27 protein-coding genes, 1 tRNA gene and 1 riboswitch are annotated in these 25,481 nt (G+C 46.1%); of the genes, 25 read left to right on the top strand and 3 right to left on the bottom strand.

Going from position 1 to position 25,481, the window contains the following annotated elements:
• Window positions 1-98 precede the first annotated feature (98 nt).
• The 7 genes from TRNA_RS26150 to ssuD all read left to right on the top strand — a co-directional run bounded on the left by TRNA_RS26150 (window position 99) and on the right by ssuD (window position 7,607).
• Window positions 99-317, top strand: a complete 219-nt coding sequence (locus tag TRNA_RS26150) for a hypothetical protein (RefSeq protein ID WP_003179982.1) — start codon at window positions 99-101, stop codon at window positions 315-317.
• Window positions 318-704: 387 nt separating this feature from the next.
• Window positions 705-1,469, top strand: coding sequence for a type I 3-dehydroquinate dehydratase (gene aroD / locus TRNA_RS26155; protein WP_003179983.1), 765 nt, complete (start codon window positions 705-707; stop codon window positions 1,467-1,469).
• A 149-nt stretch (window positions 1,470-1,618) separates the two neighbouring features.
• Window positions 1,619-1,727: riboswitch (TPP riboswitch) on the top strand.
• A 147-nt stretch (window positions 1,728-1,874) separates the two neighbouring features.
• Complete coding sequence (thiC, locus tag TRNA_RS26160) at window positions 1,875-3,650, top strand: phosphomethylpyrimidine synthase ThiC (protein WP_009329002.1); 1,776 nt, start codon at window positions 1,875-1,877, stop codon at window positions 3,648-3,650.
• A 202-nt stretch (window positions 3,651-3,852) separates the two neighbouring features.
• Window positions 3,853-4,620, top strand: coding sequence for an ABC transporter ATP-binding protein (locus tag TRNA_RS26165; RefSeq protein WP_009329001.1), 768 nt, complete (start codon window positions 3,853-3,855; stop codon window positions 4,618-4,620).
• A 20-nt stretch (window positions 4,621-4,640) separates the two neighbouring features.
• The gene (locus tag TRNA_RS26170) at window positions 4,641-5,630 is read left to right on the top strand and encodes an aliphatic sulfonate ABC transporter substrate-binding protein (RefSeq protein ID WP_009329000.1); all 990 of its coding nucleotides are present in this window, start codon (window positions 4,641-4,643) and stop codon (window positions 5,628-5,630) included.
• The gene (locus TRNA_RS26175) at window positions 5,627-6,463 is read left to right on the top strand and encodes an ABC transporter permease (protein WP_003179993.1); all 837 of its coding nucleotides are present in this window, start codon (window positions 5,627-5,629) and stop codon (window positions 6,461-6,463) included. The genes TRNA_RS26170 and TRNA_RS26175 overlap by 4 nt, the downstream gene beginning before the upstream one ends.
• 13 nt (window positions 6,464-6,476) lie before the next feature.
• Window positions 6,477-7,607 (top strand): FMNH2-dependent alkanesulfonate monooxygenase, encoded by a 1,131-nt coding sequence (ssuD, locus tag TRNA_RS26180; protein ID WP_003179995.1) that lies wholly within the window; start codon window positions 6,477-6,479, stop codon window positions 7,605-7,607.
• A gap of 30 nt (window positions 7,608-7,637) precedes the next feature.
• On the opposite strand, the gene TRNA_RS26185 is transcribed toward ssuD, so the two are convergent.
• Both TRNA_RS26185 and TRNA_RS26190 read right to left on the bottom strand, forming a co-directional pair.
• A complete protein-coding gene (locus TRNA_RS26185) occupies window positions 7,638-8,096 on the bottom strand; it encodes a hypothetical protein (protein ID WP_003179997.1) in 459 nt (152 codons plus the stop codon).
• Window positions 8,093-8,299: a helix-turn-helix transcriptional regulator gene (locus TRNA_RS26190; protein ID WP_003179999.1), complete on the bottom strand. Its 207-nt coding sequence runs from the start codon at window positions 8,297-8,299 to the stop codon at window positions 8,093-8,095. Before TRNA_RS26190 ends, TRNA_RS26185 begins: the two co-directional genes overlap by 4 nt.
• A 549-nt stretch (window positions 8,300-8,848) precedes the next feature.
• On the opposite strand from TRNA_RS26190, the gene TRNA_RS26195 reads away from it, so the two are divergent.
• From TRNA_RS26195 to TRNA_RS26225, 7 genes are all read left to right on the top strand, one after another.
• A complete protein-coding gene (locus TRNA_RS26195; protein WP_003180000.1) occupies window positions 8,849-9,061 on the top strand; it encodes a hypothetical protein in 213 nt (70 codons plus the stop codon).
• 107 nt (window positions 9,062-9,168) lie between these two features.
• Entirely contained in the window at window positions 9,169-9,915 is a 747-nt protein-coding gene (locus TRNA_RS26200; RefSeq protein ID WP_003180002.1) for an ABC transporter ATP-binding protein, read from the top strand.
• Window positions 9,881-11,350: a hypothetical protein gene (locus TRNA_RS26205; RefSeq protein WP_011201596.1), complete on the top strand. Its 1,470-nt coding sequence runs from the start codon at window positions 9,881-9,883 to the stop codon at window positions 11,348-11,350. The genes TRNA_RS26200 and TRNA_RS26205 overlap by 35 nt, the downstream gene beginning before the upstream one ends.
• Window positions 11,340-12,248 (top strand): PqqD family protein, encoded by a 909-nt coding sequence (locus TRNA_RS26210; RefSeq protein WP_009328999.1) that lies wholly within the window; start codon window positions 11,340-11,342, stop codon window positions 12,246-12,248. The genes TRNA_RS26205 and TRNA_RS26210 overlap by 11 nt, the downstream gene beginning before the upstream one ends.
• Complete coding sequence (locus TRNA_RS26215) at window positions 12,245-12,529, top strand: hypothetical protein (RefSeq protein ID WP_011197680.1); 285 nt, start codon at window positions 12,245-12,247, stop codon at window positions 12,527-12,529. The genes TRNA_RS26210 and TRNA_RS26215 overlap by 4 nt, the downstream gene beginning before the upstream one ends.
• Before the next feature lie 107 nt (window positions 12,530-12,636).
• Window positions 12,637-12,906, top strand: a complete 270-nt coding sequence (gene rpsN / locus TRNA_RS26220) for a 30S ribosomal protein S14 (protein ID WP_003180010.1) — start codon at window positions 12,637-12,639, stop codon at window positions 12,904-12,906.
• A gap of 142 nt (window positions 12,907-13,048) precedes the next feature.
• Window positions 13,049-13,122 (top strand) — tRNA-Gly (locus TRNA_RS26225).
• Between the two features lie 108 nt (window positions 13,123-13,230).
• Here the strand turns inward: TRNA_RS26225 and TRNA_RS26230 are convergent.
• Window positions 13,231-13,860: a hypothetical protein gene (locus tag TRNA_RS26230; RefSeq protein ID WP_009328997.1), complete on the bottom strand. Its 630-nt coding sequence runs from the start codon at window positions 13,858-13,860 to the stop codon at window positions 13,231-13,233.
• Between the two features lie 80 nt (window positions 13,861-13,940).
• Between TRNA_RS26230 and queG the strand changes: the two genes are divergently transcribed.
• The 11 genes from queG (at window position 13,941) to TRNA_RS26285 (ending at window position 25,476) form a co-directional block, all read left to right on the top strand.
• Window positions 13,941-15,089 carry a tRNA epoxyqueuosine(34) reductase QueG gene (gene queG / locus TRNA_RS26235; RefSeq protein ID WP_003180014.1) on the top strand — a complete coding sequence of 383 codons (1,149 nt, stop codon included), beginning with the start codon at window positions 13,941-13,943 and terminating at the stop codon, window positions 15,087-15,089.
• Window positions 15,090-15,152: 63 nt separating this feature from the next.
• Entirely contained in the window at window positions 15,153-16,058 is a 906-nt protein-coding gene (locus TRNA_RS26240; RefSeq protein ID WP_009328996.1) for an amidase domain-containing protein, read from the top strand.
• Window positions 16,059-16,092: 34 nt separating this feature from the next.
• Entirely contained in the window at window positions 16,093-16,575 is a 483-nt protein-coding gene (trmL, locus tag TRNA_RS26245; protein ID WP_085959525.1) for a tRNA (uridine(34)/cytosine(34)/5-carboxymethylaminomethyluridine(34)-2'-O)-methyltransferase TrmL, read from the top strand.
• A gap of 91 nt (window positions 16,576-16,666) precedes the next feature.
• A complete protein-coding gene (locus TRNA_RS26250; RefSeq protein ID WP_003180021.1) occupies window positions 16,667-17,281 on the top strand; it encodes a YhbD family protein in 615 nt (204 codons plus the stop codon).
• 14 nt (window positions 17,282-17,295) lie between these two features.
• A complete protein-coding gene (locus TRNA_RS26255) occupies window positions 17,296-18,006 on the top strand; it encodes a polymer-forming cytoskeletal protein (protein WP_003180023.1) in 711 nt (236 codons plus the stop codon).
• 14 nt (window positions 18,007-18,020) lie between these two features.
• Window positions 18,021-18,722, top strand: coding sequence for a hypothetical protein (locus TRNA_RS26260; protein WP_003180026.1), 702 nt, complete (start codon window positions 18,021-18,023; stop codon window positions 18,720-18,722).
• Between the two features lie 400 nt (window positions 18,723-19,122).
• Window positions 19,123-21,018 carry a serine/threonine protein kinase PrkA gene (prkA, locus tag TRNA_RS26265; protein ID WP_009328994.1) on the top strand — a complete coding sequence of 632 codons (1,896 nt, stop codon included), beginning with the start codon at window positions 19,123-19,125 and terminating at the stop codon, window positions 21,016-21,018.
• 174 nt (window positions 21,019-21,192) lie between these two features.
• Window positions 21,193-22,359 (top strand): sporulation protein YhbH, encoded by a 1,167-nt coding sequence (gene yhbH / locus TRNA_RS26270; protein ID WP_003180030.1) that lies wholly within the window; start codon window positions 21,193-21,195, stop codon window positions 22,357-22,359.
• A gap of 307 nt (window positions 22,360-22,666) precedes the next feature.
• Window positions 22,667-23,299 (top strand): HlyD family secretion protein, encoded by a 633-nt coding sequence (locus TRNA_RS26275; RefSeq protein ID WP_003180031.1) that lies wholly within the window; start codon window positions 22,667-22,669, stop codon window positions 23,297-23,299.
• A 63-nt stretch (window positions 23,300-23,362) separates the two neighbouring features.
• Window positions 23,363-24,928: a DHA2 family efflux MFS transporter permease subunit gene (locus TRNA_RS26280; protein ID WP_202604285.1), complete on the top strand. Its 1,566-nt coding sequence runs from the start codon at window positions 23,363-23,365 to the stop codon at window positions 24,926-24,928.
• A 17-nt stretch (window positions 24,929-24,945) separates the two neighbouring features.
• Window positions 24,946-25,476, top strand: a complete 531-nt coding sequence (locus tag TRNA_RS26285) for an NAD(P)H-dependent oxidoreductase (protein WP_011197681.1) — start codon at window positions 24,946-24,948, stop codon at window positions 25,474-25,476.
• The last annotated feature ends 5 nt before the right edge of the window (window positions 25,477-25,481 follow it).

The raw sequence follows: 25,481 nt of genomic DNA on the forward strand, positions 1-25,481 counted from the left end.
CTATAAATGAAATCCAGCTAAGACCCCTCACCCTTGTATCGTCTTTTCTCTTATTACAATTTGAAAATATTAAGAAATGGGGATGTGTTTAAGAAATCGTGCACAAAGTGTTATCTGATGTCGGTTTTATCGCTTATGATGCTGCCAAAGGGAAGATTATGGCCTTCACGTATAAAGATCACAACAAGAACTTAACTGTTTTCGCTAACGATTTAACCAATGACGATCATCCGCAGCATCAATATCGGTTGCTGGCTAATTCGATTTTCAATGCCGCTCCCGGAAAAACTGACAATGCTCCATCATCAAAACGGTGAGAGGTTGGAAAGCTAAAGTTCAAACGGCTCGCAGGAGGCGTCTCGTCCAAGGCGTCGGAAGCAGAACTGAAGCATGTTATCGTTAGTAAAGAAATGTTCAGTCGCATCACGCATTAAATAGCAAGGCTCTAAAAACTGCCCTTGATCCGAAGGGCAGTTTTTTCTTGGTCTATGGCAGCATCGTCCTTTCTTCCAGTTAGAAAGCTTCCGATTGGCGGGCCTCTATGTTATAGCTATTGAAGGTCAGCATACTTGTGCAATAAAATGAAGAGCGGAGAATATGCAGTGGTTCGCATAAAAAATTTTACTTGCACGAACAGTTGACATTCAGTAGTCACAGTGATTTGATAAAGGAAATTCGAATACAGAAAGACGGGAGCTGAAACATTGAAGAAACTGGTGAAGGTCAGAGGAATTACATTGGGTGAAGGCCGGCCAAAAATCTGTGTGCCGCTTGTCGGAAAAAACCTTGCCCAATTAAAAGAAGAAGCGGCTTATTTTCAAACGCTTGATGCCGATATTGCGGAGTGGCGTGCTGATTTTTATGAAGATGTAGATGACGTTGATCAAGTCTGCGCGGCATTGGCGGAAATCCGCGGCCTTTTAAAGGACACTCCGCTCATTTTCACTTTCCGCAGCGCCGCCGAAGGCGGAGAAAAAGAGATCAGCACAGCGCGATATTTTTCTTTAAATGAAGCGGTTGTTAAAACAGGGCTTGCCGATGTGATTGATATCGAGCTGTTCAATGACGAAGAGCAAGTGAAAGCGCTGGTGGAAACAGCACATGGTCATGAAGTGTCCGTGATTATATCTAATCATGATTTTGAAAAGACACCAGCTGCAGAAGAAATTGTTTCCCGTTTGCGAAAAGCACAGGAATTAGGGGCTGATCTGCCTAAAATCGCGGTGATGCCGGAAACCACGGCTGATGTCTTGCGTCTGCTTGAAGCCACTTGTACGATGAATGAGAAGTATGCAGATCGGCCGATTATTACGATGTCAATGGCCGGCAAAGGTATCATCAGCCGCCTGGCGGGCGAGGTATTCGGTTCAGCAATGACGTTCGGTGCCGCAAAGAAAGCTTCAGCACCGGGGCAGATTGCAGCTGGTGAGCTCAAGGAAATCCTTCATATATTGCATCGCAATTTATAACTTGATGATTGAGAGGAGCCTGGCTGACAGCCGGCTCCTTTGTCAGTTTTTTCGTAGTCCTAACGACTCATTTATCTTTCTTTTCGGAATCGTTTTAACTTTCCCTTTTCATTCATAATGGGTTGTGATACGATAATCACGAAATTTAATAGCATTACTAGGGGTGCCCGAATGCGGGCTGAGAGAGAGACATGCGTTTCTTAACCCTTTGGACCTGATCTGGTTCGTACCAGCGTGGGGAAGTAAAAAGGATTCGAGAGAAGATGGGGAATGGGTATGGTCCGTCTGTCTTCTAGCGATTTTACTGACTGTAAAACCAGGTTCATCATATGAGCCTGGTTTTTTGTGCTGGTGCTGTTCCGGAGTTTCGTCCTGATCAATTTTTTAGAGGGGAAGGATTTTTACATGAAACAGGAATCAGTACAGCAAAAAAACATCTCGATAATGTCAAGTTTTTCAGGGAGCCGCAAAGTGTATGTCGAAGGGTCGCGTCCTGACATTCAAGTGCCGATGAGAGAAATTTCGTTAAGTCCGACGACGGGTTCGTTTGGCGACGAAGAAAACCAGCCTGTCCGCGTCTACGACACGAGCGGCCCCTATACGGACGCCAATGCGGACGTTGATATTCTTAAGGGGCTGAAACCTTTGCGGGCGACCTGGATCAGGGAGCGCGGCGATACCGAAGAATATGAAGGCAGAGAAATAAGACCGGAGGATAACGGCTATAAAGGCAAAGAGAAAGCGAGCCACAGCTATACAGGGTTGAAACGAAAACCGCTGCGCGCGAAAAAAGGACAAAATGTCACTCAGCTGCATTACGCAAGAAAGGGGATCATTACGCCCGAGATGGAATTTATTGCGATCAGAGAGCACGTATCTCCCGAATTTGTTCGTGATGAAGTGGCAAGCGGACGGGCGATTATTCCGTCAAACATCAACCATCCGGAAAGCGAACCGATGATTATCGGCCGCAACTTCCACGTCAAAATCAATGCCAACATCGGCAATTCCGCTGTCACCTCTTCGATTGAAGAAGAAGTGGAAAAAATGACATGGGCCATCCGCTGGGGCGCTGATACGATGATGGACTTGTCCACAGGTAAAGATATTCATACAACGAGAGAATGGATCATCCGCAACTGTCCGGTGCCTGTGGGAACAGTCCCGATTTATCAGGCGCTTGAAAAAGTAAACGGCGTCGCGGAAGATCTTACTTGGGACATTTACCGCGATACATTGATCGAACAGGCTGAGCAAGGCGTTGATTATTTCACGATTCACGCCGGCGTCCTTCTCCGGTATGTGCCGTTAACAGCAAAGCGCGTCACCGGAATCGTATCCCGCGGCGGGGCGATCATGGCGCAATGGTGTTTGGCTCATCATGAGGAAAGCTTTCTGTACACCCATTTTGAAGAGATATGCGAGATTATGAAAACATACGATATCGCATTTTCGCTCGGAGACGGTCTTCGTCCCGGCTCGATTGCCGATGCGAATGATGAGGCCCAATTTGCCGAATTGGAGACGCTCGGCGAGCTGACGGAAATCGCCTGGAAGCATGATGTTCAAGTAATGATCGAAGGCCCGGGACACGTGCCGATGCATAAAATCAAAGAGAATGTCGACAAGCAGATGGAGATTTGCAAAGAGGCACCGTTTTACACGCTCGGTCCGCTGACGACCGATATTGCACCGGGCTACGACCATATTACATCGGCGATCGGAGCGGCGATGATCGGCTGGTACGGAACGGCCATGCTTTGCTATGTGACGCCGAAGGAGCATTTGGGACTGCCGAACAAAGATGATGTCCGCGAAGGCGTCATAACATACAAAATCGCGGCCCATGCGGCTGACCTTGCAAAAGGGCACCCCGGCGCGCAAATCCGCGATGACGCGCTTTCAAAGGCGCGCTTTGAATTCCGCTGGCGGGATCAGTTCAACTTGTCGCTCGATCCGGAAAGAGCGCTCGAATACCATGATGAAACCCTTCCGGCGGAAGGCGCCAAAACGGCACACTTTTGTTCAATGTGCGGGCCTAAATTTTGCAGCATGAGGATTTCCCAGGATATTCGCGACTACGCCAAGGAAAACAACCTTGATGAAGAAAAGGCTATCCAAAAAGGATTGGAAGAGAAGGCGAAGGAATTTAAAAAAGCAGGCGGCAGCATTTACAGTTAAAAGCGGGCAATACAGCAGATGAAAGGGGAACCTTTCATCTGTTTTTTTATAATATAGGGTTGACAGGTCGGAATAATATGAATTAGTATGTTATTTAATATTTCGGAAAATTCCATCAGCGCTGATCGGTCAACCGAAGGCTCTTATCTCAATTGGGATAAGAGCTTTTTATTTTCAGTTTTAGAAAAGAAAGGAGAACAAGATGTCTTTATCAATTCGTGTGAATGAAAAAGCATTTGGAAAAGGCAGCTTTAAAACAAGCGTGCTCCAAGACGTGAATCTTACGGTCGAAAACGGCGAATTTTTGACTGTCATCGGTCCGAGCGGGTGCGGAAAAAGTACGCTCTTAAAAATCGCTGCCGGTCTTGACGGGGATTATGAAGGACGAATCAGCATGAACGGAAGAGAAATCAAGGGCCCGGGGATTCAGCAAGGCTTCATCTTTCAGGAGCATCGGCTTTTTCCATGGATGACGGTTGAGCAAAATATCGCCGCAGATTTAAGCCTGAAAGAACCAGCAGTGCGAAAAAAAGTCGATGAATTGATTGAAACGGTACGGCTGAAAGGTGCGGAGAAACAGTACCCGCGCGAGCTGTCCGGCGGAATGTCGCAGCGGGTCGCGATTGCCAGGGCTTTGCTCAGGGAGCCTGAGATTTTGCTGCTTGATGAACCCTTCGGTGCCTTGGACGCCTTTACGAGAAAGCATCTGCAGGATGTACTGACAGACATTTGGAGAGAAAAGAAGATGACGATGATCCTCGTGACGCACGATATTGACGAATCGGTGTATTTAGCCAACCGGATCGCAATTCTTACGGCAAAGCCGGGGAGAATCCACAAGCTGATTCCGGTCGATCTGCCTTTTCCGCGCAGCAGAACATCGCCCGTTTTTCAAACAATTAGACAAAAGGTGCTGAAAGAGTTCGAGACAACGGAAACATTCAGCTTTCAGGAAGGTTCAGGAATTTGAGCAGAAAGGAGCGGAAAAACGTGAAAAAATGGCCGTTGTATGTGCTGGGCTGCCTGTTGCTTCTTGCGGGCTGTTCAGCAGCCAAATCAAGTGAAGGGGGCGGAGATTTAAAAGAGATCAACATCGGAGTGCAGCAAAGCTTAAGCCCGTTGCTCCTTGCGAAAGAAAAAGGCTGGTTTGAAAAAGAGTTCGCAAAAGAAGGAATTAAAGTGAAATGGACAGAGTTTCAAAGCGGTCCGCCGCAGTTTGAAGGTCTTGCCGCGGATAAACTCGATTTTTCCCAAGTCGGAAATTCACCGGTGATCGCAGGGCAGGCGGCTGGCATTGATTTTAAAGAAATCGGCCTTTCTCAAGACGGTTTAAAGGCGAACGGCATTCTTGTGAAAAAAGGGAGCGGAATCGATGACATAAAAGATTTGAAAGGAAAGAAGGTGGCGGTGGCAAAAGGCAGCAGCGGGTTCGATTTCCTGTATAAAGTGATCGATAAAGCGGGTCTGAAGCCAACAGACGTCAACATCATTCAGCTTCAGCCTGACGAAGCCATGCCGGCATTTGACAGCGGAGCGATTGACGCCTGGTCGATTTGGGAGCCGTTTTTGTCTCTTAAAACGATCAAAAGTGACGCGGACATATTGGTTGACGGGGAACAAATCGACAAGTATTCCCCGGGTTTTACGCTTGTACGAAGCAAATTCGCCGAACAGCATCCGGATGAGGTGATTCGTTTTCTGAAGGTGTATGACAAGGCCGTGAAATGGCAGAAAACCCATAAGAAAGAAGCGGTTGAAGCGTACGCAAAAATTAAAAACCTCGACAAAGAGGTCGTTGAAAACGTGCTGAATAACACCGAACCGTTAAATGAGCCGATCACAGACCGCATCATTCAAACACAGCAGGAGACCGCCGATTTTCAATACAAATTAAAAGCGATTAACAAAGAGATTGATGTAAAAGAAGTGGTCGACAATTCATTTATAAAAAAAGCGCTGAAAGAAGGAGATGACAAATGAGAGCTGTTTCATCAAGCACCCCCTCGATCCAGCCGAAAACAGGCGCAAAACTGAGACCGGCCGCTTTTCGGCTGGCATGGGGGAAGGGATTTGTATTACCCGTCATGTTGATTTTATTATGGCAGCTTGTCGGGTCATTGGAGCTCATATCAAAAACCGTGCTTCCGGCTCCTTTAGATATATTGCTTACATTTCGGGATCTTATCGTATCAGGAGAGCTTTTCACTCATTTAGGCATCAGCATTCAGCGCGCCGCGCTCGGCTTTTTCCTGGGGGCCGGGCTCGGGCTCCTGCTGGGGCTTGTAATCGGGTTTTCGAAAATTGCCGAGGATTACCTCGATCCTTCTCTGCAAATGCTGAGAACCGTTCCGCATCTCGCCGTCACGCCGCTGTTTATCTTATGGTTCGGTTTCGATGAGCTGTCAAAGGTGCTCTTGATCGCTCTTGGGGCTTTCTTCCCGGTATATATCAACACATTTTCAGGGATCAGGGGCGTCGATTCGAAACTGTTCGATGTGGCGAGGGTATTGGAGTTCCATTGGCTGAAGCAGGTGACAAAGCTCATTCTTCCTGCATCGCTCCCGAACATTCTCTTAGGCATCCGCCTGTCGCTCGGCGTATCGTGGCTGGGCCTTGTTGTTGCCGAGCTGATGGGATCAAGCGCTGGAGTCGGCTATATGATTATGGATGCCAGACAGTTTTCGCAAACCGATAAGGTGTTTGTCGGGATTTTGATTTTTGCCGCCGTCGGCAAGCTGACGGATTCATTCGTCAGAATTCTGGAAAAAAAGTGCCTTGGCTGGAGAAACAGCTATCAAGGAAACAAAAAGTAAAGGGGAGATCTTTTTGGACATTTTATGGTTTATTCCGACTCATGGCGACGGACGTTATCTTGGTACAAACACGGGAGGAAGAGCCGCAGATCACACCTACTTTCAGCAGGTGGCGCAGGCGGCTGACAGGCTTGGGTATACAGGGGTTCTTCTTCCGACGGGAAGATCGTGCGAAGACCCGTGGATTACCGCAGCCGCTCTGGCGTCAGTCACGAAAAATCTGAAGTTTTTGGTCGCTGTAAGACCCGGTTTGATGCAGCCGTCGGTTGCGGCGCGGATGGCTTCGACATTCGATCGTCTTGCAGAGGGCAGGCTTCTCATCAATGTGGTCGCCGGCGGTGATCCGTATGAATTAGCCGGCGACGGCCTGTTTATCAGCCATGATGAACGGTATGAAGCGACAAATGAGTTTCTCGACATATGGCGGTCGCTTTTAAAAGGCGAGACCGTCAGCTACTCAGGGAAACACCTGAAGACTGAAAACGGGCGCTTGCTTTTCCCGCCCGCCCAACAGCCTCATCCGCCAATCTATTTTGGCGGCTCGTCAAAGGCCGGGCAGGAGACTGCCGCCAAACACGCGGACGTCTATTTGACATGGGGAGAGCCGCCTCATCTCGTCAAAGAAAAAATCCAATCTGTCAAAAAGAAGGCTGAAAAAGAAGGGAGAACCGTCCGTTTTGGAATCAGGCTGCACGTGATCGTCAGGGAAACGGAAAAAGAGGCCTGGCAGGCGGCGGATAGACTGATCAGCCGCTTGGAGGATGAAACGATTGCCGCAGCCCAAAACGCGATGAAACGGATGGATTCATCAGGACAAAAGAGGATGGTTCAGCTTCACCAGGGAAACAGAAGCAATCTTGAGATCAGCCCGAATCTTTGGGCGGGGATCGGACTGGTCAGAGGCGGAGCGGGAACAGCGCTCGTCGGTGATCCGGAAACGGTAGCCAGCCGAATAAAAGAATACGCCGACATCGGCATTGAGTCCTTTATCTTCTCAGGTTATCCACATCTTGAAGAAGCGTACCATTTTGCAGAAAAGGTTTTTCCGCTCCTTCCGTTTCGAACGAAACTTCAAAGTAAAGCATCAGGCGAAGTCATCGGAAATGACCATTTTCCGTCGAGGCAAAAAGAAAAAACCGTTTAAATAAAAAAACTCCAGACATTCTGGAGTTTTTTATCTGTTTTTATAAAATGAAAACATATATGAAAGATGCTGAATAATGATCAGCATAAAGATGACGATAATCGGAAAAGACGGAATCCTGACTTGGAAAAACGGATAAAAGATCAATAAAAGCGCTGCGACCGGCATCGCCACATACAGCACGATATATGATGTTCTGCATGCTTTTGCGGTAATCATCTGCTCTCTTTCATCCTGCTCTTTAAATTCGTCGGGGACGAGCATAAAGCGCTGCTTGCGTGAACCGCTTTTTTTCTCCAAGTATGTGTAAATCGAAAGGACGAGCCCAAAGAGAAGGATGGGAATCAGATTAAACACAAAATGAAGCTCTGAATCGTTTGTTTTCAGGCTTTTGGCAATTTGTTCCGATGTGTGGAAAAAGGTTATAAACGTCCAGCATGCGAGTCCGAACAGAAGGATGTGAAAGAAAGTCCGTGTTATCATATTCATTCGTTTTTGTCCCCCTCTAGCCAAAATACGTCTTCCATTTTTAATTGAAATTCCTTGCAAATTTTCAAAGCCAAAAGAAGCGACGGTATGTAATTGCCTTTTTCAATGGCCGCAACCGTCTGCCTTGTAACCCCGATCGCCTTTGCAAGGGCTTCCTGTGAATACCCGTATCTTGCTCTCAATTCTCTTACCCTGTTGTTCATCCTACCACCTGCAATTCTTCGTTTATATAGTATATTTGACATATTGTTAAATAGATTTGACATAATGTTAACTTGTTTTTACAATGTAATCAATATCTTTTGATCTAGGATCGGCAGGTTTGTAACGGCAACATTTAAATTTATACATAAAAATAACAGAAATGGAATAGATAAAATAGAATCATCTCGTTTTTTTAAAAAAAGGACTTTGAGGGTATTTTGGCTTCTGGATTCCGGGAGAAGAAAGGGCTTATTATCCAGTTCTTTTTTCTCGAACTCCTTGTATGGCGCGAGATTTATAAAGAGAAAAAATAAGAGAAAAAGAAGGCGGGAAAATAAGACAAATAGATTATACAGGCTTCGTAAAATGGAAACGGGGCTTAAATTTTCTCATTCAAGCCGAAAAGGGTGGGACATTAGATTGAAAAACCAAGAGATCCTTAAATAAATAGTTGGAACGTAGTGTTTATGAAATAGGAAATTTCATAGATTTCAGTATGATTTTGGATATGTTACTCTTTGGTTACTTGATAGAAAGGAGGGGGAAAAATGACATACGCAGCACCTCAGGTTGACTATTCTGTCAATCCGTCGATCGAAGATCAGGCTTGGTTCTTGGTGTTTGTTGCAGTGCTTTTGGCACTTGGAGCAACTGTTGTTCTTGGCGCCGCTGTATGGTGTGTGGCTAACGGAAACGGCAGCTTCACGGGATCCGTCAAATGGGTCAGCGGTTTGCAGGTCAGCATCGAATGTAGGAAATAGCCATACTTAAGTATCTGTTCACAACAACAAGACATATTTGATGAGGCTTAACCGTCTGTGGGGGGCGGTTAAGCTTTTCCTGACATTAATCATACCCTGGAGGCATTATGTTTATAATAGATCATCTGTCTAAAACATATAAAAACAATGTGACTGCCGTTAGCGGGTTTCATATAAAAATCGAAAAAAACCAGATCGTCGCGATAGCGGGTCCGAACGGTTCAGGGAAGACGACGATCATTAACTCCATTTTAGGAATCATCACGCCTACCGAAGGAACCATTCTGTTGGATGACCTGCCGAACACGACGGCGGAATTCAAGCAGAAATTCGCCTACGTTCCCGATGAACTCCTTTTGCCGGACGCCCTTTCAGCCGCAGAATATTTGGATTTTGTATCTTCTATGTATCATTGTACATCAAATGAAAAACGGAAACAATTAATCGAGCTTTTCGATATGAAAGAGGCTTTGCAGGAGCCGATTGAAACGTACTCGCACGGAATGAAAAAAAAGACGCAGCTGATCGCCGCTTTTATGCTGGAGAGCGAATTTGTCATTATGGATGAGCCGTTTCGCGGGCTCGATATAGAAGCGGTCATCAATACGAAAAAGCTGATGAAGCGCTATGCGGCCACGCAAGGGTCGATACTGCTGGCCACCCATGACATGCTTTCTGCGGAAGAACTGTGCGATAAGATAGCAATTCTATCAAAAGGCGTCAAAATGGATGAAGGAAAAGTGAAAGAATTGAAGGCTAAATATAACAGCGATTCACTTGAAGAAGTATTCTTAAAAGCTTCGATGCTGAGTGATAGGGGTGCTCATTTTGATCAAATCATTCGAAATTTCTAAAATGATGCTGAAAATGTGGCAGAAGGAAATGGGCAAGCTCTTTAATACCGGTACAAAAAAAGCGATCGCCGTGCTTTTTTTGCTTTTGGCGGTAACGATGGGAAGCATCATCGGCTACAGTTTTACAGGCATGTTTTTAAGCGCGTTTCTGAACGGCGAAGTTCGTTCTCTCGGATTGTTCGTGATTTCCATGTTTATGAACGCGTCGATTTTTACATTTGTTTTCTTCATTTTATTTAAAGTAAGGACGCCAGAGCAGCACAGCTTTTCCATGCAGCTCAGCTGGTTTCCGCTGACGGCCTTCCAGAGAAGCCTCGGATATTTCATCCCGTTTGCCGGAGCGGTTTCATTTCTTGTCCTGTTTATGATTTTCATTCTGCTGATTCCGAACTTTGTCGCCAGCGGTGTTGGGTTTTGGTTTGCTTTTGCGTTTTTTGCACTTCTTTTTGTACAGATCATCTTTTTCTTTTCGCTTCTCAATCTTGTCTATAACTTGGTGTATATGTTGATTTTAAAATTCGGCTTTCCGCTGCAAAAGTTTTTTTCAATGTTTGTCCTTGTCGTGTTAGCCGTGTTTTACGGAATCACATCATTCGATCTTGGAAACATTCAGAACGCTTATTCGTCTTTTGATTATCATTTGACATATTTTGCAGCGCCGCTGTTTCTCATGCTGAACGGTCAGGCGTCGGATGCCGGCGTCATTCCGATTGTGCTGATCTTGACAGCAGCAGTCACGGCCTCTTTTATGTCGCTGAATGTTGTGCCGATCCTCACTGAAAAAAAATCATCTAAACTGTTTTCATTTATTAAAATCCCGTCATCAAAGCCGCTGTCTTTGGCGGTGAAAGAAATAAAGTCTCAAGCCCGAAATGAAGAAAATATTTTAAACTTCATTTTTTTGCTTTTGGCTCTATGCTTTTTGAAATACAAGTTTCAGTTTGGATTTACCGGTGAGAGCTATTTGGTTCTGGGAGGCGTGACAGGTATCATCGCCTTCAATTCATTTGGCAACGATCTGCGGATGATGCAGATGTATAAGGCGCTTCATTTAAAAACGGCAACGGTACTGTGGTCAAAATATCTCGGGCTCTGTATGCTCGGCCTCATTCAGCTCTTTTTGTTTTCCGTGCTGACGTGGACTTTCCCGGAGAGCTTTCCGGTCTTTTTAAAGACGGTTGCTGTGATCTTAAACTCGATTGCGATGTTCTATTTAGCGGGCATTATTTTTCCGCTTGACCGAAACAACCCTTATATGGGGATCTTCTCTTTCGGAATGCTCCTGCTCTTTTTGATTCCGCTGTTTTTCATCGTGAATTATGCGGTTGATAACGTCACGGGCGAAGCGCTGCTGTTTTTCATACCGTGCCTTGAATTACTGCTGATCCTGCTTTTATACGGAGGGTTTAAATGGAGGTACCATTATGATCATTAATATGTTGAAATCGCTGGCCGGAATCAAAAAAATTCCCTATTTCCCAGAGCATGTGACACTGAATCGGAAGCATATTTCAGATCATGATCTTGATGCTGATTTTCCCATTAATCCGACTGCTTATCAAATGCTGAAGGAAGTCGACGGGAAAAAAGACGAGCTGGAGATTGCCGAAGCTCTCAAAGGTGTGTTTAATGTCAGGGAAGAGGTGCTGCAGAAAGATTTGCACGAATTGCTGACAGGGCTCAACCGCCGTTATTTGATCAATTGGAGGTACGGAGAGGGCCCGTCTTTTGCGGGAGTGCTTTATCAATTCTTCAGCCAGTATCATATCCGCTACAAGGAGAGGTTTTCAAGCCATTCTGATTCGTTTCTGCTGTTGTACATAAAGTTTCTGCAAGTGATTTCTAAGAAAATCATCGTGTTCTGGCTCGTCTTTTTGATGTTGTCGCTTGCAGCGTACACCGTTGTTCCGGATGGATCGATCGTCGGCATCGCGGCTTATTTTTCCGTCGTCTATTTCGGGTTGATCACCGGAACGGCGCTTCATGAAGTGGTGCACGGCATCGCGCACCGGAAAGCTGCCGGCAGGAACGGCCCGCAGGGGTTTTTAGCGGCTGATATGATGTCAGTCAAATTTGTCCGCCCTGTCATGTCGCTGCATGATAAAAGGTCGATTTGGATTACGGCGTTGGGACCGCTTGTTCCAGGTGTGCTCGGAATAGCCGGCGTGCTGTTTACGGTCTTTTTTCTTAAGGAAAACGCGGTTTCCGTCGGAGTGCTGCTGTTCTTTTCCACCTATGCTTTGCATATGATGTATCTGCTTCCGTTTATGGGTGACGGAAAGTCGATTATGAAACAGCTGATGATCAGAGGAATTGGAGGTAAATCATCATGAATACAAACTCTTTAAAGCAGGGACTAATCTTTGCCAGTTTCTCAAGCTTTCTCGCATTTCCGATGCTTGCGGCTGCGCTTTTGTTTTATCACCTTTTTTCAAATCAAACGAGCAATGATATCTTGTTTAACAGTTTGTCGTTTGTCATGGAGAGCGAATCGGCTTTTTCATTCCAGGTGAAGCCAAACTTTTTCTTCATTATGATCGGGCTGTTTATCGGCATTTTTATTATAACGGCTGCGATTTCATCAATTTATCAGAAAAAAAAGGGTGAATCTTAAAAGAGCTTGCTTCCCTGAGGCAGGCTTTTTTTATTTGCATCGGCAGTCAGGTTGTGGTAAATTTAAATCGTAATCATTACGCTTTGGAATAAAGGAGGATACTCAGAGTGGCCAAGAAATCAAAAATTGCTAAAGAAAAAAAGCGCCAAAAGCTTGTTGAACAATATGCAGAACTCAGAAAAGAACTAAAAGAAAAAGGCGATTACAGAGCTTTGAGCAAGCTTCCGCGCGACTCGGCGCCAGCAAGGCTGCATAACCGCTGCGAAGTGACCGGAAGGCCGAGAGGATATATGAGAAAGTTTAAAATGTCGCGGATCGCGTTCAGAGAATTAGCATATAAAGGCCAGATTCCAGGTGTGAAGAAATCCAGCTGGTAATCTGTCAATGTCCGGAAAAAAGCTGCCGATGTTAAATCGGCGTTTTTTTTTCGACAAATTTTTAATATACCCTTGACGAAATTTTAATAAACGTGTAACATAATAAAAGTCAAAACGATGATGTTGTTTTTAGTGATCATATGCGGGTGTAGTTTAGTGGTAAAACCTCAGCCTTCCAAGCTGATGTCGTGGGTTCGATTCCCATCACCCGCTCCATACATACTGTTTATAACGCAGTGTTTCGTTTCTCAGATTAAACGAAGCATTGCGTTTTTTCATGTATGAAATCATCATAAAAAACCTGCTCTTTTCAAGAACAGGTTTTTACGGAAAGACGGCTGAAATGTGCCTGCCGCCGTGAATTTGTTCAAACATTTTTGTCAAAGAATCGAGCAGCCGGCTGGCTTCTTCTTTAGATAATGACGGCCTGAAAAAGACGAGCTGCAAGGCATCTTTTGTGTCCGCTCCTGCATGATGAAGACTGAGGTTTTCGGTGATCGTGCCGAATGCTCCCGCATCATCGGAGAACGTGATGATCTCGTCCGGGCCGCCGGGTTCGATTTTGATCGGACCCTTCAAATTCCGGGCGTCATATATATGAACCGGAATCAAATATTTGAGAGAGAAAAAACGGCTCAGATCAACCGCCGAATTTTTCGGCTCGACAAAGCGCTGCTCTTTGATGTCTTCCAGCATCCGTTCGAGTCCGCTTTCCCGGCCTGAAAAAGACGGATTCAGCTCCCTGAAGGCATCATGCCATTCTTTTACGGCCGATTCATCTTCGATACTGCGGTCGGCATAGTCAAAAAACAGCGATTCCTGAAAAAGGCGGAGCCGGCCTTTAAGCATTTGCGGGGAGCCGTTGATCTCAATACCTTGATATAACACAGCGCCAACCTTAAATGAAGGAATACGGTTTAAAATAGCAGGCGCAATTTGCAAACGAAGTTCCAATTTTAATTCAACTCCCGTGTCATGGTACACTCTATTATACAGAGAGCGAAAACGAAAACAAAGAAAGGAGGCTCTGCGCGATGGATGTGAAAAAACTGAAACAGGATGTCATCGAATTCGCACAGCAAATCGGCATTGATAAAATCCGGTTCGCCAGTGCAGATACATTTGAAACATTAAAAGAACGATTGATTGAGAACCGGGCCCTTGGCTATGAATCAGGCTTTGAAGAACCCGATCTTGAAAAACGGACGAACCCGGATCTGCTTTTGCCGAAGGCGAAGTCGATTATCGCCATCGCCCTTGCATACCCCTCAAAAATGAAAGACGCGCCGAGAAGCAAGAAAGGCGAACGAAGGGGCATCTTTTGCAGAGCTTCCTGGGGAAAGGATTATCATCATGTCCTGCGCGAAAAGCTTGATCAGCTTGAAGAATTTTTGAAAGCACAGCGAAGCGATGTCAGAACGAAGTCGATGGTGGACACCGGTGAGCTTTCAGACAGAGCTGTCGCAGAGCGTGCGGGCATCGGCTGGAGCGGAAAGAACTGCATGATCATTACGCCTGAATTCGGATCTTACGTTTACTTGGCGGAAATGATTACGAATATTCCCTTTGAGCCTGATGAGAGGATCGAAGACCAATGCGGCTCATGCAACAAGTGCATCGAGGCATGCCCGACCGGCGCGCTCGTCAAGCCTGGGCAGCTCAACTCCCAGCGCTGCATCGCTTTTCAGACGCAGACAAAGGGTTTTCTGCCTGACGAGTTCCGTACGAAAATCGGAAACAGGATCTACGGCTGTGATACGTGCCAGATGGTATGCCCGAAAAATAAAGGGGTCGATTTTCATCTGCATCCTGAAATGGAGCCGGACCCTGAGATTGCCAAGCCGCTTTTAAAGCCGCTTCTGACGATGTCGAATCGCGAATTCAAAGAAAAGTTCGGCCACGTGGCCGGCTCATGGAGAGGCAAAAAGCCGATTCAGAGAAATGCGATTATCGCACTTGCCCATTTTAAAGAAACGGACGCTCTCCCTGAACTGATTGAGCTGATGCACAAAGATCCGCGGCCGGTCATCAGGGGAACCGCCGCATGGGCTGTCGGAAAGATCGGCGGAGCGGATGTGATGAGTGAATTGGAGCGCGCGCTCGCGCACGAGCAGGATGAAGACGCAAAAGCTGAAATTCAAAAAGGCATCGGCCTGTTAAAAGAAACGAGTGCGACTAATTGAGGGCTGTCCTGACATATGTTTAATGATGAGAAACGAATTAACAAACATATGGTGGTGTAGCCCTTGAAACAGATCATCGAGCAGCTCCTGAAAGCCAGACTTCAATACTTAATTAACGGCAATGATGAAACAAACTGGCGGGATGCCGGAGGTTTTGAAGTCATTGAACGGAAGCGGAGGCTTTTTCAAAAACGCGGCGTGCATATCGTGAAGGCCAATATAGAAGCGGCTGTAAAAGAGCATTGGCTTGATGAAGACGGCGCGTCACATGTGAACTATCAAACCCATACCGCATATTTGTGCAAAGACGGGGATGATATGTATATGGAAGAACATATGGAAGACAGAAACGCCCTTTTGTATGATCAGATGGTCATTAAAGACTCCGAGGCCCTGCGTCCGGCCGCACAGTCTCATCCTGAGCCTGAAAACGGCGATGAAGATATGCGCGAATTGCTGGGAAGGGCGTTCCGCTATGACCGGCTTGCCGCGGTGCGCTATGCTGAAACGTATTGGAATAAACGAAATCCTGCTTATAAAAACTTTGAAGACAATTGCACAAACTTTATTTCCCAGTGCATAAGGGCCGGAGATGCGCCGATGCGCGGCTATCCGAACAGAGGCAAGGGCTGGTGGATGCAAAACCATTCCTGGAGCTACAGCTGGACTGTCGCTCATTCGCTCAGAACCTTTTTGAAGCATTCAAAAGCCGGTCTCCGAGCGGTTCAAAAGCCGGCTGCGAAAGAGCTGATCGAAGGCGATGTCATCTGCTATGATTTTAACGGAGACGGCAGATTTGACCACGTGGCCCTTGTGACAGCGAAGGATAAAAGCAATATGCCGCTGGTGAACGCGCAAACGCACGACTGCCGGATGAGGTACTGGTCTTACGAAGATTCGCCTGCTTATACTTCATCGATTCGATATGCGTTTTTTCATATATCAGATGATACGACAAAATCGAAATGAGTGGTATAATAAACAGCGGATTAGAAAAACAGAGGTGAATACTTTGGCATTGCATGTCGTACTATATCAACCAGAAATTCCTGCAAACACAGGAAATATCGCACGGACTTGTGCAGCAACAGATACAACACTTCATTTAATCAGACCGCTCGGCTTTTCAACCGACGATAAAATGCTCAAGCGGGCAGGTCTTGATTATTGGGAATTCGTCAATGTCGTCTACCACGACTCATTGGATGAATTGTTTGATGCCCATCCTGAAGGCCGTTTTTTCTTCATTACAAAGTTCGGTCAAAAACCGCACACTTCATTTGATTATTCAGATCAAAACGAAGATTACTTCTTTGTCTTCGGCAGAGAGACGAACGGCTTGCCGAAAGAGCTGATCGAACAAAACATGGATCGCTGTCTGCGCCTGCCGATGACAGAGCACGTCAGATCACTGAACTTATCAAACACTGCGGCAATCCTCGTGTATGAGGCGCTTCGCCAGCAGAATTACAGAGATTTGACTTAATAGGTAAAGAGCCCTTTTTCAAAAGGGGCTCTTTTTTTGTTTTCCAATGTAACAGTGTTATGTTACAATGTGTGTGAAGGAGCTGAAACAGATGGTTCAGGATGATTTAATTTCAAAAAAAGAGCTGCTGGATTTGACTTCGATCTCGTACGGACAGCTCTATAGATGGAAACGGAAAAATTTAATACCTGAAGAGTGGTTTATCCGGAAGTCTACGTTCACCGGACAAGAAACGTTTTTTCCGAGGGAAGACATTTTAAAAAGAATTGAAACCATTCAAAGCATGAAAGAAAACCTTTCCCTTGATGAGATGGCGGAAATGTTTTCGCCCGATTTGACCGAACTAAACGCGAGCCGCGGGGAGCTGCTAAAAAAAGGCATCGTTTCAGAAGCGGTCATGGCGTTTTTTGAAGAATGCACCGGAAAACGCGATCATCCATTTAATTTGACAGAAGCACTTGCGGCTTATGTGCTGGAAGGCTTGCTTCAATCCGGCGACATCAGCCTGGATGAAGGGAAAATGGTGCTGGATGTCATCATGTCGAACGAGGCGGAAAACAAGGGAAGGCTGCTTGTGCTCCGGAAGCTCGGCGTTGCAACATGTCTGATTGCCGAGGGCAGCATTGTGTTGGAAAAGGGAGTCAAGGTAGCCGCTGACATCAATCTGGCGGCGAGCAGTGAAGAATTGAAAACAAAATTCATGTAATTGGAGGATCAAAGATGGAGAATTTATTGATAAACGGATTCGGCAGTTCAGGCGGAGGCGCGTATCAAACGGTTGAGTTAAACGGCAAAGGTACGATTAACGGCGATATTGACTGCGAAAGGTTCAGCTGCAGCGGCACCGGGACTGTAAACGGAGACGTAAAAGCGGATGAGCTGAGAATCAGCGGCCATGCAAAACTAAACGGCGCCATCGAGGCTTCAAAGGTTAGAATTGATGGTTCTGCAAAAGTGGATGGCGATGTCGAAGCAGAAAAGCTTAAAATCTTAGGCTACGCCGGCATTAGCGGACATGTGAAAGGCGACGAAGCGATCGTTCGCGGAAAAACGTCGATCGGCAAAGACTGCCAAGTGGAACATTTTTCTGCAGAAGGCTATTTTACAATCGACGGGCTGTTAAACGCGGAGCAAATCGAAATTAAGGTTCACGGCGGCGAAAGTAAAGTGAAAGAAATCGGCTGCCGGAGGATCGTCTGCACTGCACATCAATCGAAGCTGTTCTCGTTTTTATCGGAGCTTATTTCTCCTCCAAGGCTGTCTGCCGAGCTGATTGAAGGGGATCATATCGAACTTGCCAATACGACCGCAAAAGTTGTCCGCGGCAATTCGGTTATCATCGGCGAAAATTGCGACATCGGCCTGATTGAGTATAAGGAAGATATCCGGGTGGCCGAAACGGCAAAAGTCGGAGAGAAAAGGAAATTATAGCGGAGGGATAGGACATGAAGAAACACGACTTGAAAATACACGGATCCGGAAGCGCGGGGGGCGGATCATTCCATCGTGTTCTCATTAGAGGTGAAGGAATGATCACGGGAAACATTGATTGCGAAAAATTCAGTACACACGGTACAAGCGAACTGTCAGGCGACGCGAAAATTAAAAGCTTTAGTGTACACGGGGAAACAGAGATCCGGGGGAGGCTGAAAGCTGACAAAGCCAGAGTATACGGCACGGCGGATGTTTCTGAGAACGCCGAGATCAGCGATGCAGCCGTGAAAGGCATCATCAATATCGGGGGAAATATGACGGCTGACACTTGCGATGTCAAAGGCGCCCTGAACGTAAGAGGCGATTGCGAGGCAGAGGATTTTAAACTGACGGGCAGCCTGGATGTAAAGGGCCTCCTGAACGCAGGTGTGATTGACATCGGCTTAAAGTACGGAAACAGTTCGATTGGCGATATCGGCGGTACGGATATTAAGATCGTCAATAAACGCGGGCTGTTGTTTAATAGAAACGGAGGTACTCTCTCGGCAGGGACGATTGAAGGAGACGATATTTACCTGGAAAACACGGCGGCCCGAATGGTCAGAGGAAACCGCGTGCATATAGGACCGGGATGCAAGATTGAGAAAGTTGAATACAAGAGCAGCTACCGGGTATCTCCGAAGTCTGAGGTAAATGAGGATCAACAGCAATAAAACAGTGTTATGTTGTGAAAAAAGGGATGGCTTTAAAAGTGAGCCATCCTTTTTTCTTTTTTAATTTTACTTTCCGGGTTTGCTTTCGTATCCGGCAGTAAATATGGATACGAGAAACGCGAGGATGACCCCCATCATGATCAGCGTTCTCATTAAAATCCCCCTCTCATCCTTGATCCCTTGTTGTCATCTGCACCGATGCGGCGAGCCGTTCCGCAGGAGCACATGCGGACGGAACTTTTCTGCTCTTATTATGAATGGTTTGCTCCAGCCTTGTCAATTCGAGGAAAGTACATTTCATTTTTCATATGAAAAGCATCTAAAGGGACATCTTCGCATAGAGTGAATGTAACAGTGATTCACTTGGCACCTTGCATTTATCATCATATAGGAGGTTCTTATGGATATATTAAAAAAGATTGAACAGTATAGAGAGGAAGAGCAGCGTCTGAAATGGGAAGGAACCTTCGCTGAATATCTGGAAATCGTAAGAGAAAATCCGACTGTCGCGCAATCTGCTCATTCCCGCGTTTACAATATGATTAAAGACAGCGGCATTGAAGAGAAAGACGGCAAAAAAGTATACAGCTTCTTTGACAAAGAGCTGTTTGGTCTTGAAGAGCCTTTGGAACGCCTTGTTGAAGAATACTTTCATCCGGCCGCGAAACGCCTTGATGTCAGAAAAAGAATCCTGCTTTTGATGGGGCCTGTCAGCGGGGGGAAATCGACTTTGGTCACCATGCTGAAAAGGGGGCTTGAAGCATACTCTCTTACAGATGAAGGGGCTGTCTATGCGATTAAGGGCTGCCCAATGCATGAAGATCCGCTTCATTTAATCCCTCAGCATCTGCGGGACGATTTTTACAATGAATACGGCATCCGCATTCAAGGAAACCTGTCCCCGTTGAACATGATGAGGCTTGAACAGGAATACGGCGGAAGAATAGAAGACGTGAAGGTTGAAAGAATCTTTTTTTCAGAGGATAAACGGACGGGGATCGGCACGTTCAGTCCGTCAGACCCTAAATCGCAGGATATCGCCGATCTGACGGGAAGCATTGATTTCTCGACGATTGCCGAATACGGATCGGAATCCGATCCGCGCGCATACCGGTTCGACGGAGAATTAAACAAAGCGAACAGAGGAATGATGGAATTTCAGGAAATGCTGAAATGCGATGAAAAATTCCTCTGGCACCTTTTATCGCTTACACAGGAAGGGAATTTCAAAGCGGGCCGGTTCGCGCTCATCTCAGCGGATGAATTGATCGTAGCCCACACGAATGAAACCGAATACCGTTCATTTATATCCAATAAGAAAAACGAGGCGCTCCATTCGCGGATTATCGTCATGCCGATTCCATATAATTTAAAAGTATCGGAAGAGGAAAGAATTTATGAGAAAATGATCGCTGAAAGCGATGTGTCTGATGTTCATATTGCGCCGCACACGCTAAAAGTGGCCGCGATGTTTTCAATTTTGACAAGGCTGAAGGAGCCGAAGAGGTCAGACATTGATCTCGTCAAAAAAATGAGGCTGTATGACGGAGAGAGCGTTGAAGGATACAATTCAGTCGATGTCGAGGATTTGAAAAAAGAATACACTGATGAAGGAATGAGCGGAATCGATCCGCGTTATGTCATCAACCGGATCTCGTCGACGATCATCCGCAAAAATATGGAGTCGATCAATGCGCTCGATGTCCTCCGTTCTTTAAAAGAAGGACTCGGCCAGCATCCGTCGATTTCGGCAGAAGACCGCGAGCGCTATTTGAACTTTATTTCCGCCGCCAGAAAAGAGTACGACGAAATGGCGAAGAAAGAAGTCCAAAAAGCGTTTGTATACTCTTATGAGGAGTCGGCGAAAACGCTGATGGACAATTATCTTGATAATGTCGAAGCGTACTGCAATAAAATTAAGCTCCGCGATCCGCTGACAGGAGAAGAGATGAATCCGGATGAAAAGCTGATGAGGTCAATAGAAGAACAAATCGGCATTTCCGAAAATGCGAAAAAGGCATTCCGAGAAGAAATTCTCATCCGCATTTCTGCCTATGCAAGAAAAGGGAAGCGATTTGATTATAATTCCCATGAGCGGCTCAGGGAAGCGATTCAGAAAAAGCTGTTTGCAGACTTGAAAGATGTCGTCAAAATCACGACGTCGACAAAAACGCCGGACGAACAGCAGCTCAAGAAAATCAACGAGGTCGTCGCCCGTCTCATTGATGAGCACGGCTACAACTCGACAAGCGCAAACGACCTCTTAAAATATGTAGGAAGCTTATTAAACCGGTAGCTTGAAGACCCGTCCGGAGAAGGGCGGGTCCTTTTGTCCCATTTTCAAAATTGTTTGTCAAAAGTTATTTGCACCTGCATAAGATAACAATAAACACTTTTAGACTTGCATCCGCAGGACTTTGACCTATAAACCGAAGCCATTTAAGGGGATTATCAATAAGGAGGGGAATTCATGTCCCATAAAGACAATGGCCATTTTATTATTTCTCAGGAAGACTGGTCCCTCCACCGAAAAGGGTATGATGACCAACAGCGTCACCAGAAAAAGGTGCAGGACGCGATCAAAAACAATCTGCCTGACCTGATTACAGAAGAAAGCATCATTATGTCCAACGGCAAAGATATTGTCAAAATTCCGATTCGCTCGTTGGATGAGTATAAAATCCGCTATAACTATGATAAAAATAAACATGCCGGCCAGGGAGACGGCGACAGCCAAGTAGGAGATATCGTCGCAAGGGACGGCTCTGATAAGCGGGGCGCCGGCAAAGGCCAGGGAGCGGGCGATCAGGCCGGTGAAGATTATTATGAAGCGGAAGTTTCGTTAATCGATTTGGAAGAGGCGCTCTTCAGCGAAATGGAGCTGCCGAATTTAGAACAGAAAGAGCGCGATGATATCGTTGTCGAAGATATTGAATTCAACGATATCCGCAAAACGGGTTTGACGGGCAACATCGATAAGAAAAGAACGATGCTCAGCGCATTTAAGCGAAACGCAATGACTGGAAAACCGTCGTTTTATCCGATCTATCCCGAAGACTTAAAATTTAAAACGTGGAATGACTCTGTAAAGCCTGAATCAAAAGCCGTTGTGCTCGCCATGATGGATACGAGCGGATCGATGGGCGTTTGGGAAAAATATATGGCGCGAAGTTTTTTCTTTTGGATGACACGTTTTTTACGGACAAAGTATGAAACGGTCGATATCGAGTTTATCGCCCATCATACAGAGGCCAAAGTGGTATCAGAAGAAGATTTCTTTTCGAAAGGGGAAAGCGGGGGAACAATTTGTTCATCTGTATACCGCAAATCCCTCGAGCTGATCGAAGACAAATACCATCCGACACGCTATAACATTTATCCGTTTCATTTTTCGGACGGCGATAATCTGACATCCGACAACGCGCGGTGCGTCAAGCTTGTCGGAGAGATTATGGAGAAAGCGAATATATTTTGCTACGGCGAAGTCAACCAGTACAACAGACATTCAACTTTAATGTCAGCCTACAAAAATATTAAAAATGAAAAATTCAAGTATTATGTGCTGAAACAGAAAGCCGATGTTTTTCAGGCTCTGAAGAGCTTCTTCAACAATGAAGAACGGCACCAATATACATGAAAAAACCTGAATTAAACCTCCGCTGCCGGAGGTTTTTTGTTTGGAAAATATTTAAATCAAAATTTTAAGTGCAAGGTTATTGACATTCTTTATTACTTTAACTAATATTTAATCTTGTTAACTATTTATTTTGTTGTGCAGAGGTAAAAACAAATTTACCGTTTCCGATCTTTCTTGCTCAGTTTTGAACAACTTATTCAGTACACGTCCCGCAAGCTGCTGAGCAGGAAATAGGAAAAGCAAAACCGAGGGAGCCGTTCAAACCGGCTTCACCCAAAATATAAGGATATGAAAGGAGAAATAAAACATGAGCAAAGGACGTTTAATTGCGACGAACATTATCGGACTCATCATCGTGCTTGCCATCTTAGCAGGAGGTGCGTATTTCTATTATGACAGCATCAGCTATGTGAAAACCGATGAAGCGCACGTGGCAGGCGAGATGGCCGATATTACGGCGCCTGCATCAGGGAAGCTCGCAGATTGGGATTTGAAAGAAGGATCAAAAGTTTCGAAGGACGAAAAAACAGCGAAAATCAAAGGGGAACAAACGGTTGACGTGAAGTCGATCATGGACGGAACGATTGTCAAAAACGAAGCGAAGGAAGGCCAGATCGTACAAGCCGGTCAAACGCTTGCGAAAACAATCGACATGGATCATCTGTACATTACTGCTAACATTGAAGAAAACGACCTGAAAGACATCGAAAAAGGGGACAAAGTCGATATCGTCGTTGACGGTGATTCAGGCACTACATTTGAAGGGAATGTCGAAGAAATCGGCTATGCGACAAACTCAACATTTGACTTGCTTTCTCAAAGCAATTCAAGCGGAAACTACACGAAAGTAACGCAGAAAGTACCTGTGAAAATTTCAATCAAAAACCCGTCTGACAAAGTGCTGCCGGGAATGAACGCATCCGTGAAAATTTCAAAATAACCGGGGGAAATAAAAACGAGCGAAAGGAGGATGTCATAAGTGGCTTCTCAGAAAAAAGGAAATATGTCACTGCTTATCATATTAATGGCCGGCTTGTTTCTGGCCATTTTAAACCAAACGCTGCTGAATGTGGCGATGCCTCATCTCATGACAGAGTTCAATGTGAGCGCCACAACGATTCAATGGCTGACAACCGGATATATGCTTGTCAACGGCGTTTTGATTCCTTTATCAGCCTTTCTGATTATGCGGTTCGGCGGACGGAGCCTGTTTTTAACGGCCATGCTGCTGTTTACGGCCGGAACGCTGATATGCGGAATTTCGCCTAATTTCTCGACGATGTTAACCGGACGCCTCATTCAGGCAGTCGGCGGAGGCATACTTCAGCCTTTGGTCATGACGACGATTCTCTTTATCTTTCCTCCGGAAAGCCGCGGGAAAGGAATGGGGATCTTTGGCCTTGCGATGATGTTTGCTCCTGCTGTCGGTCCGACTCTATCCGGCTGGGTCATTGAAAACTACAGCTGGCGGATCATGTTTTACAGCCTTGTGCCGGTTGGTGTCATCGTCATCATTTTCGGTTTTTTCCTATTTAAAAATATGACGGAACCTAAAAAAATCAAATTGGATACAGCAGGCGCGATTCTTTCAGTCGTCGGATTTGCGGCGTTGCTGTATGGCGTGAGCGAAGCCGGCTCAGACGGCTGGGATGATCCGATCGTACTTTCTACAGTTGTGATCGGTGTAATCGGCATTGCCGCTTTTATCATCCAGCAGTTGAAATCGAAAGAACCGATGCTTGACTTCAGAGTGTTCAAATACGATATGTTTTCACTGTCAAGCGTGATCAACGCCATCATTACGGTTGCTTTGTATGCCGGAATGTTCCTGATTCCGATTTATTTGCAAAACCTGGTCGGTTTTACAGCGCTTCAGTCGGGGCTTCTTATGCTGCCGGGCGCACTCGTCATGCTTGTGATGTCGCCGATCTCAGGAATTTTATTTGATAAAGTCGGCCCAAGGCCGCTGGCGATTGTCGGTTTATTGATCACCGTTGTGACGACCTACGAATTTACGACGCTTACGATCGATACGCCGTATATGTACATCGTGCTGATCTATGCGATTCGGGCGTTTGGGATGTCTATGCTGATGATGCCGATTATGACTGCCGGCATGAACCAGCTTCCGCAGCATCTAAACAGCCACGGAACGGCGATGTCGAATACGCTTCGCCAAATCAGCGGTTCGATCGGAACGAGCTTGATCACGACGATTTATACGAATCGTACGACATTCCACTATGCATCAATGGCCGATCAGACAAATACGGCTGATCCGTCATTTATGAGCACATTGCAGTCAACGATTCAGTCAACCGCGCAATCGATGCATATATCTCTCGAACAAGCACAACAATATGTCGTGAAATATTTGACCGGACAGGCGCAGCTCAACTCGAACGTCATGGGTATTAATGACGCGTTTATGTGGGCGGCCGGGTTCTGTGTCATCGGTCTCGTTCTCAGCCTGTTTTTGAGGGATGTCAGAAAAGACAAGCTGCGCAGGAAGAACAAAGCGCAGGAGCTGACATTGCTTCCGGCTCCTAAAGAAGCGAAAGAATCTTAAAATGAGGAGGTTCTGACATGAAAATTTATGTTGTTTACGACAGTGAAGGCGAGCATACGAAAAAGCTGGCTGAAGCCATTGCAGAAGGCGCGGGGGAACATGATGCTGCAGACGTGCGGATCGATCATGTCAGCCAGGCGGATATTAGAAAGCTCGAAGAAATGGACGCTATCATCTGGGGATGCCCGGGCCATTTCGGTACAATCAGCTCCGGATTAAAAACTTGGATCGACAGGCTGGGCTACCTTTGGGCGGAAGGAAAGCTGATCAATAAGATCGGCGCAGTCTTCTGCACAACGGCGACGACCCACGGCGGTCTTGAGGCGACAATGCTCAACTTAATAACACCGATGCTTCATCAAGGCATGATGGTCGTCGGCTTGCCTGGAAATGTACCTGAAAATGCTTTATACGGGTCTTATTACGGTGCAGGCATCACGTGTCCTGTCGACAGTGACGAATTGATCGGCGAGGAAGGCCTGGAGCTGGGCCGGGCTTTAGGCAGACGCGTCGCCCAGGTGGCAGACCGCTTTACAGCAGGACAGTGAGGAGC

The sequence above is a fragment of the Bacillus licheniformis DSM 13 = ATCC 14580 genome, from assembly GCF_000011645.1.
Taxonomy (GTDB): domain Bacteria; phylum Bacillota; class Bacilli; order Bacillales; family Bacillaceae; genus Bacillus; species Bacillus licheniformis.

Coding starts and splice junctions, on each gene's coding strand:
- thiC (WP_009329002.1), top strand. CDS start 1,875: ATGAAACAGGAATCAGTACAGCAAAAAAACATCTCGATAATGTCAAGT.
- TRNA_RS26165 (WP_009329001.1), top strand. CDS start 3,853: ATGTCTTTATCAATTCGTGTGAATGAAAAAGCATTTGGAAAAGGCAGC.
- TRNA_RS26175 (WP_003179993.1), top strand. CDS start 5,627: ATGAGAGCTGTTTCATCAAGCACCCCCTCGATCCAGCCGAAAACAGGC.
- TRNA_RS26185 (WP_003179997.1), bottom strand. CDS start 8,096: ATGAATATGATAACACGGACTTTCTTTCACATCCTTCTGTTCGGACTC.
- TRNA_RS26190 (WP_003179999.1), bottom strand. CDS start 8,299: ATGAACAACAGGGTAAGAGAATTGAGAGCAAGATACGGGTATTCACAG.
- TRNA_RS26195 (WP_003180000.1), top strand. CDS start 8,849: ATGACATACGCAGCACCTCAGGTTGACTATTCTGTCAATCCGTCGATC.
- TRNA_RS26200 (WP_003180002.1), top strand. CDS start 9,169: ATGTTTATAATAGATCATCTGTCTAAAACATATAAAAACAATGTGACT.
- TRNA_RS26210 (WP_009328999.1), top strand. CDS start 11,340: ATGATCATTAATATGTTGAAATCGCTGGCCGGAATCAAAAAAATTCCC.
- TRNA_RS26215 (WP_011197680.1), top strand. CDS start 12,245: ATGAATACAAACTCTTTAAAGCAGGGACTAATCTTTGCCAGTTTCTCA.
- queG (WP_003180014.1), top strand. CDS start 13,941: ATGGATGTGAAAAAACTGAAACAGGATGTCATCGAATTCGCACAGCAA.
- TRNA_RS26250 (WP_003180021.1), top strand. CDS start 16,667: ATGGTTCAGGATGATTTAATTTCAAAAAAAGAGCTGCTGGATTTGACT.
- TRNA_RS26255 (WP_003180023.1), top strand. CDS start 17,296: ATGGAGAATTTATTGATAAACGGATTCGGCAGTTCAGGCGGAGGCGCG.
- TRNA_RS26260 (WP_003180026.1), top strand. CDS start 18,021: ATGAAGAAACACGACTTGAAAATACACGGATCCGGAAGCGCGGGGGGC.
- prkA (WP_009328994.1), top strand. CDS start 19,123: ATGGATATATTAAAAAAGATTGAACAGTATAGAGAGGAAGAGCAGCGT.
- yhbH (WP_003180030.1), top strand. CDS start 21,193: ATGTCCCATAAAGACAATGGCCATTTTATTATTTCTCAGGAAGACTGG.
- TRNA_RS26275 (WP_003180031.1), top strand. CDS start 22,667: ATGAGCAAAGGACGTTTAATTGCGACGAACATTATCGGACTCATCATC.
- TRNA_RS26280 (WP_202604285.1), top strand. CDS start 23,363: ATGTCACTGCTTATCATATTAATGGCCGGCTTGTTTCTGGCCATTTTA.
- TRNA_RS26285 (WP_011197681.1), top strand. CDS start 24,946: ATGAAAATTTATGTTGTTTACGACAGTGAAGGCGAGCATACGAAAAAG.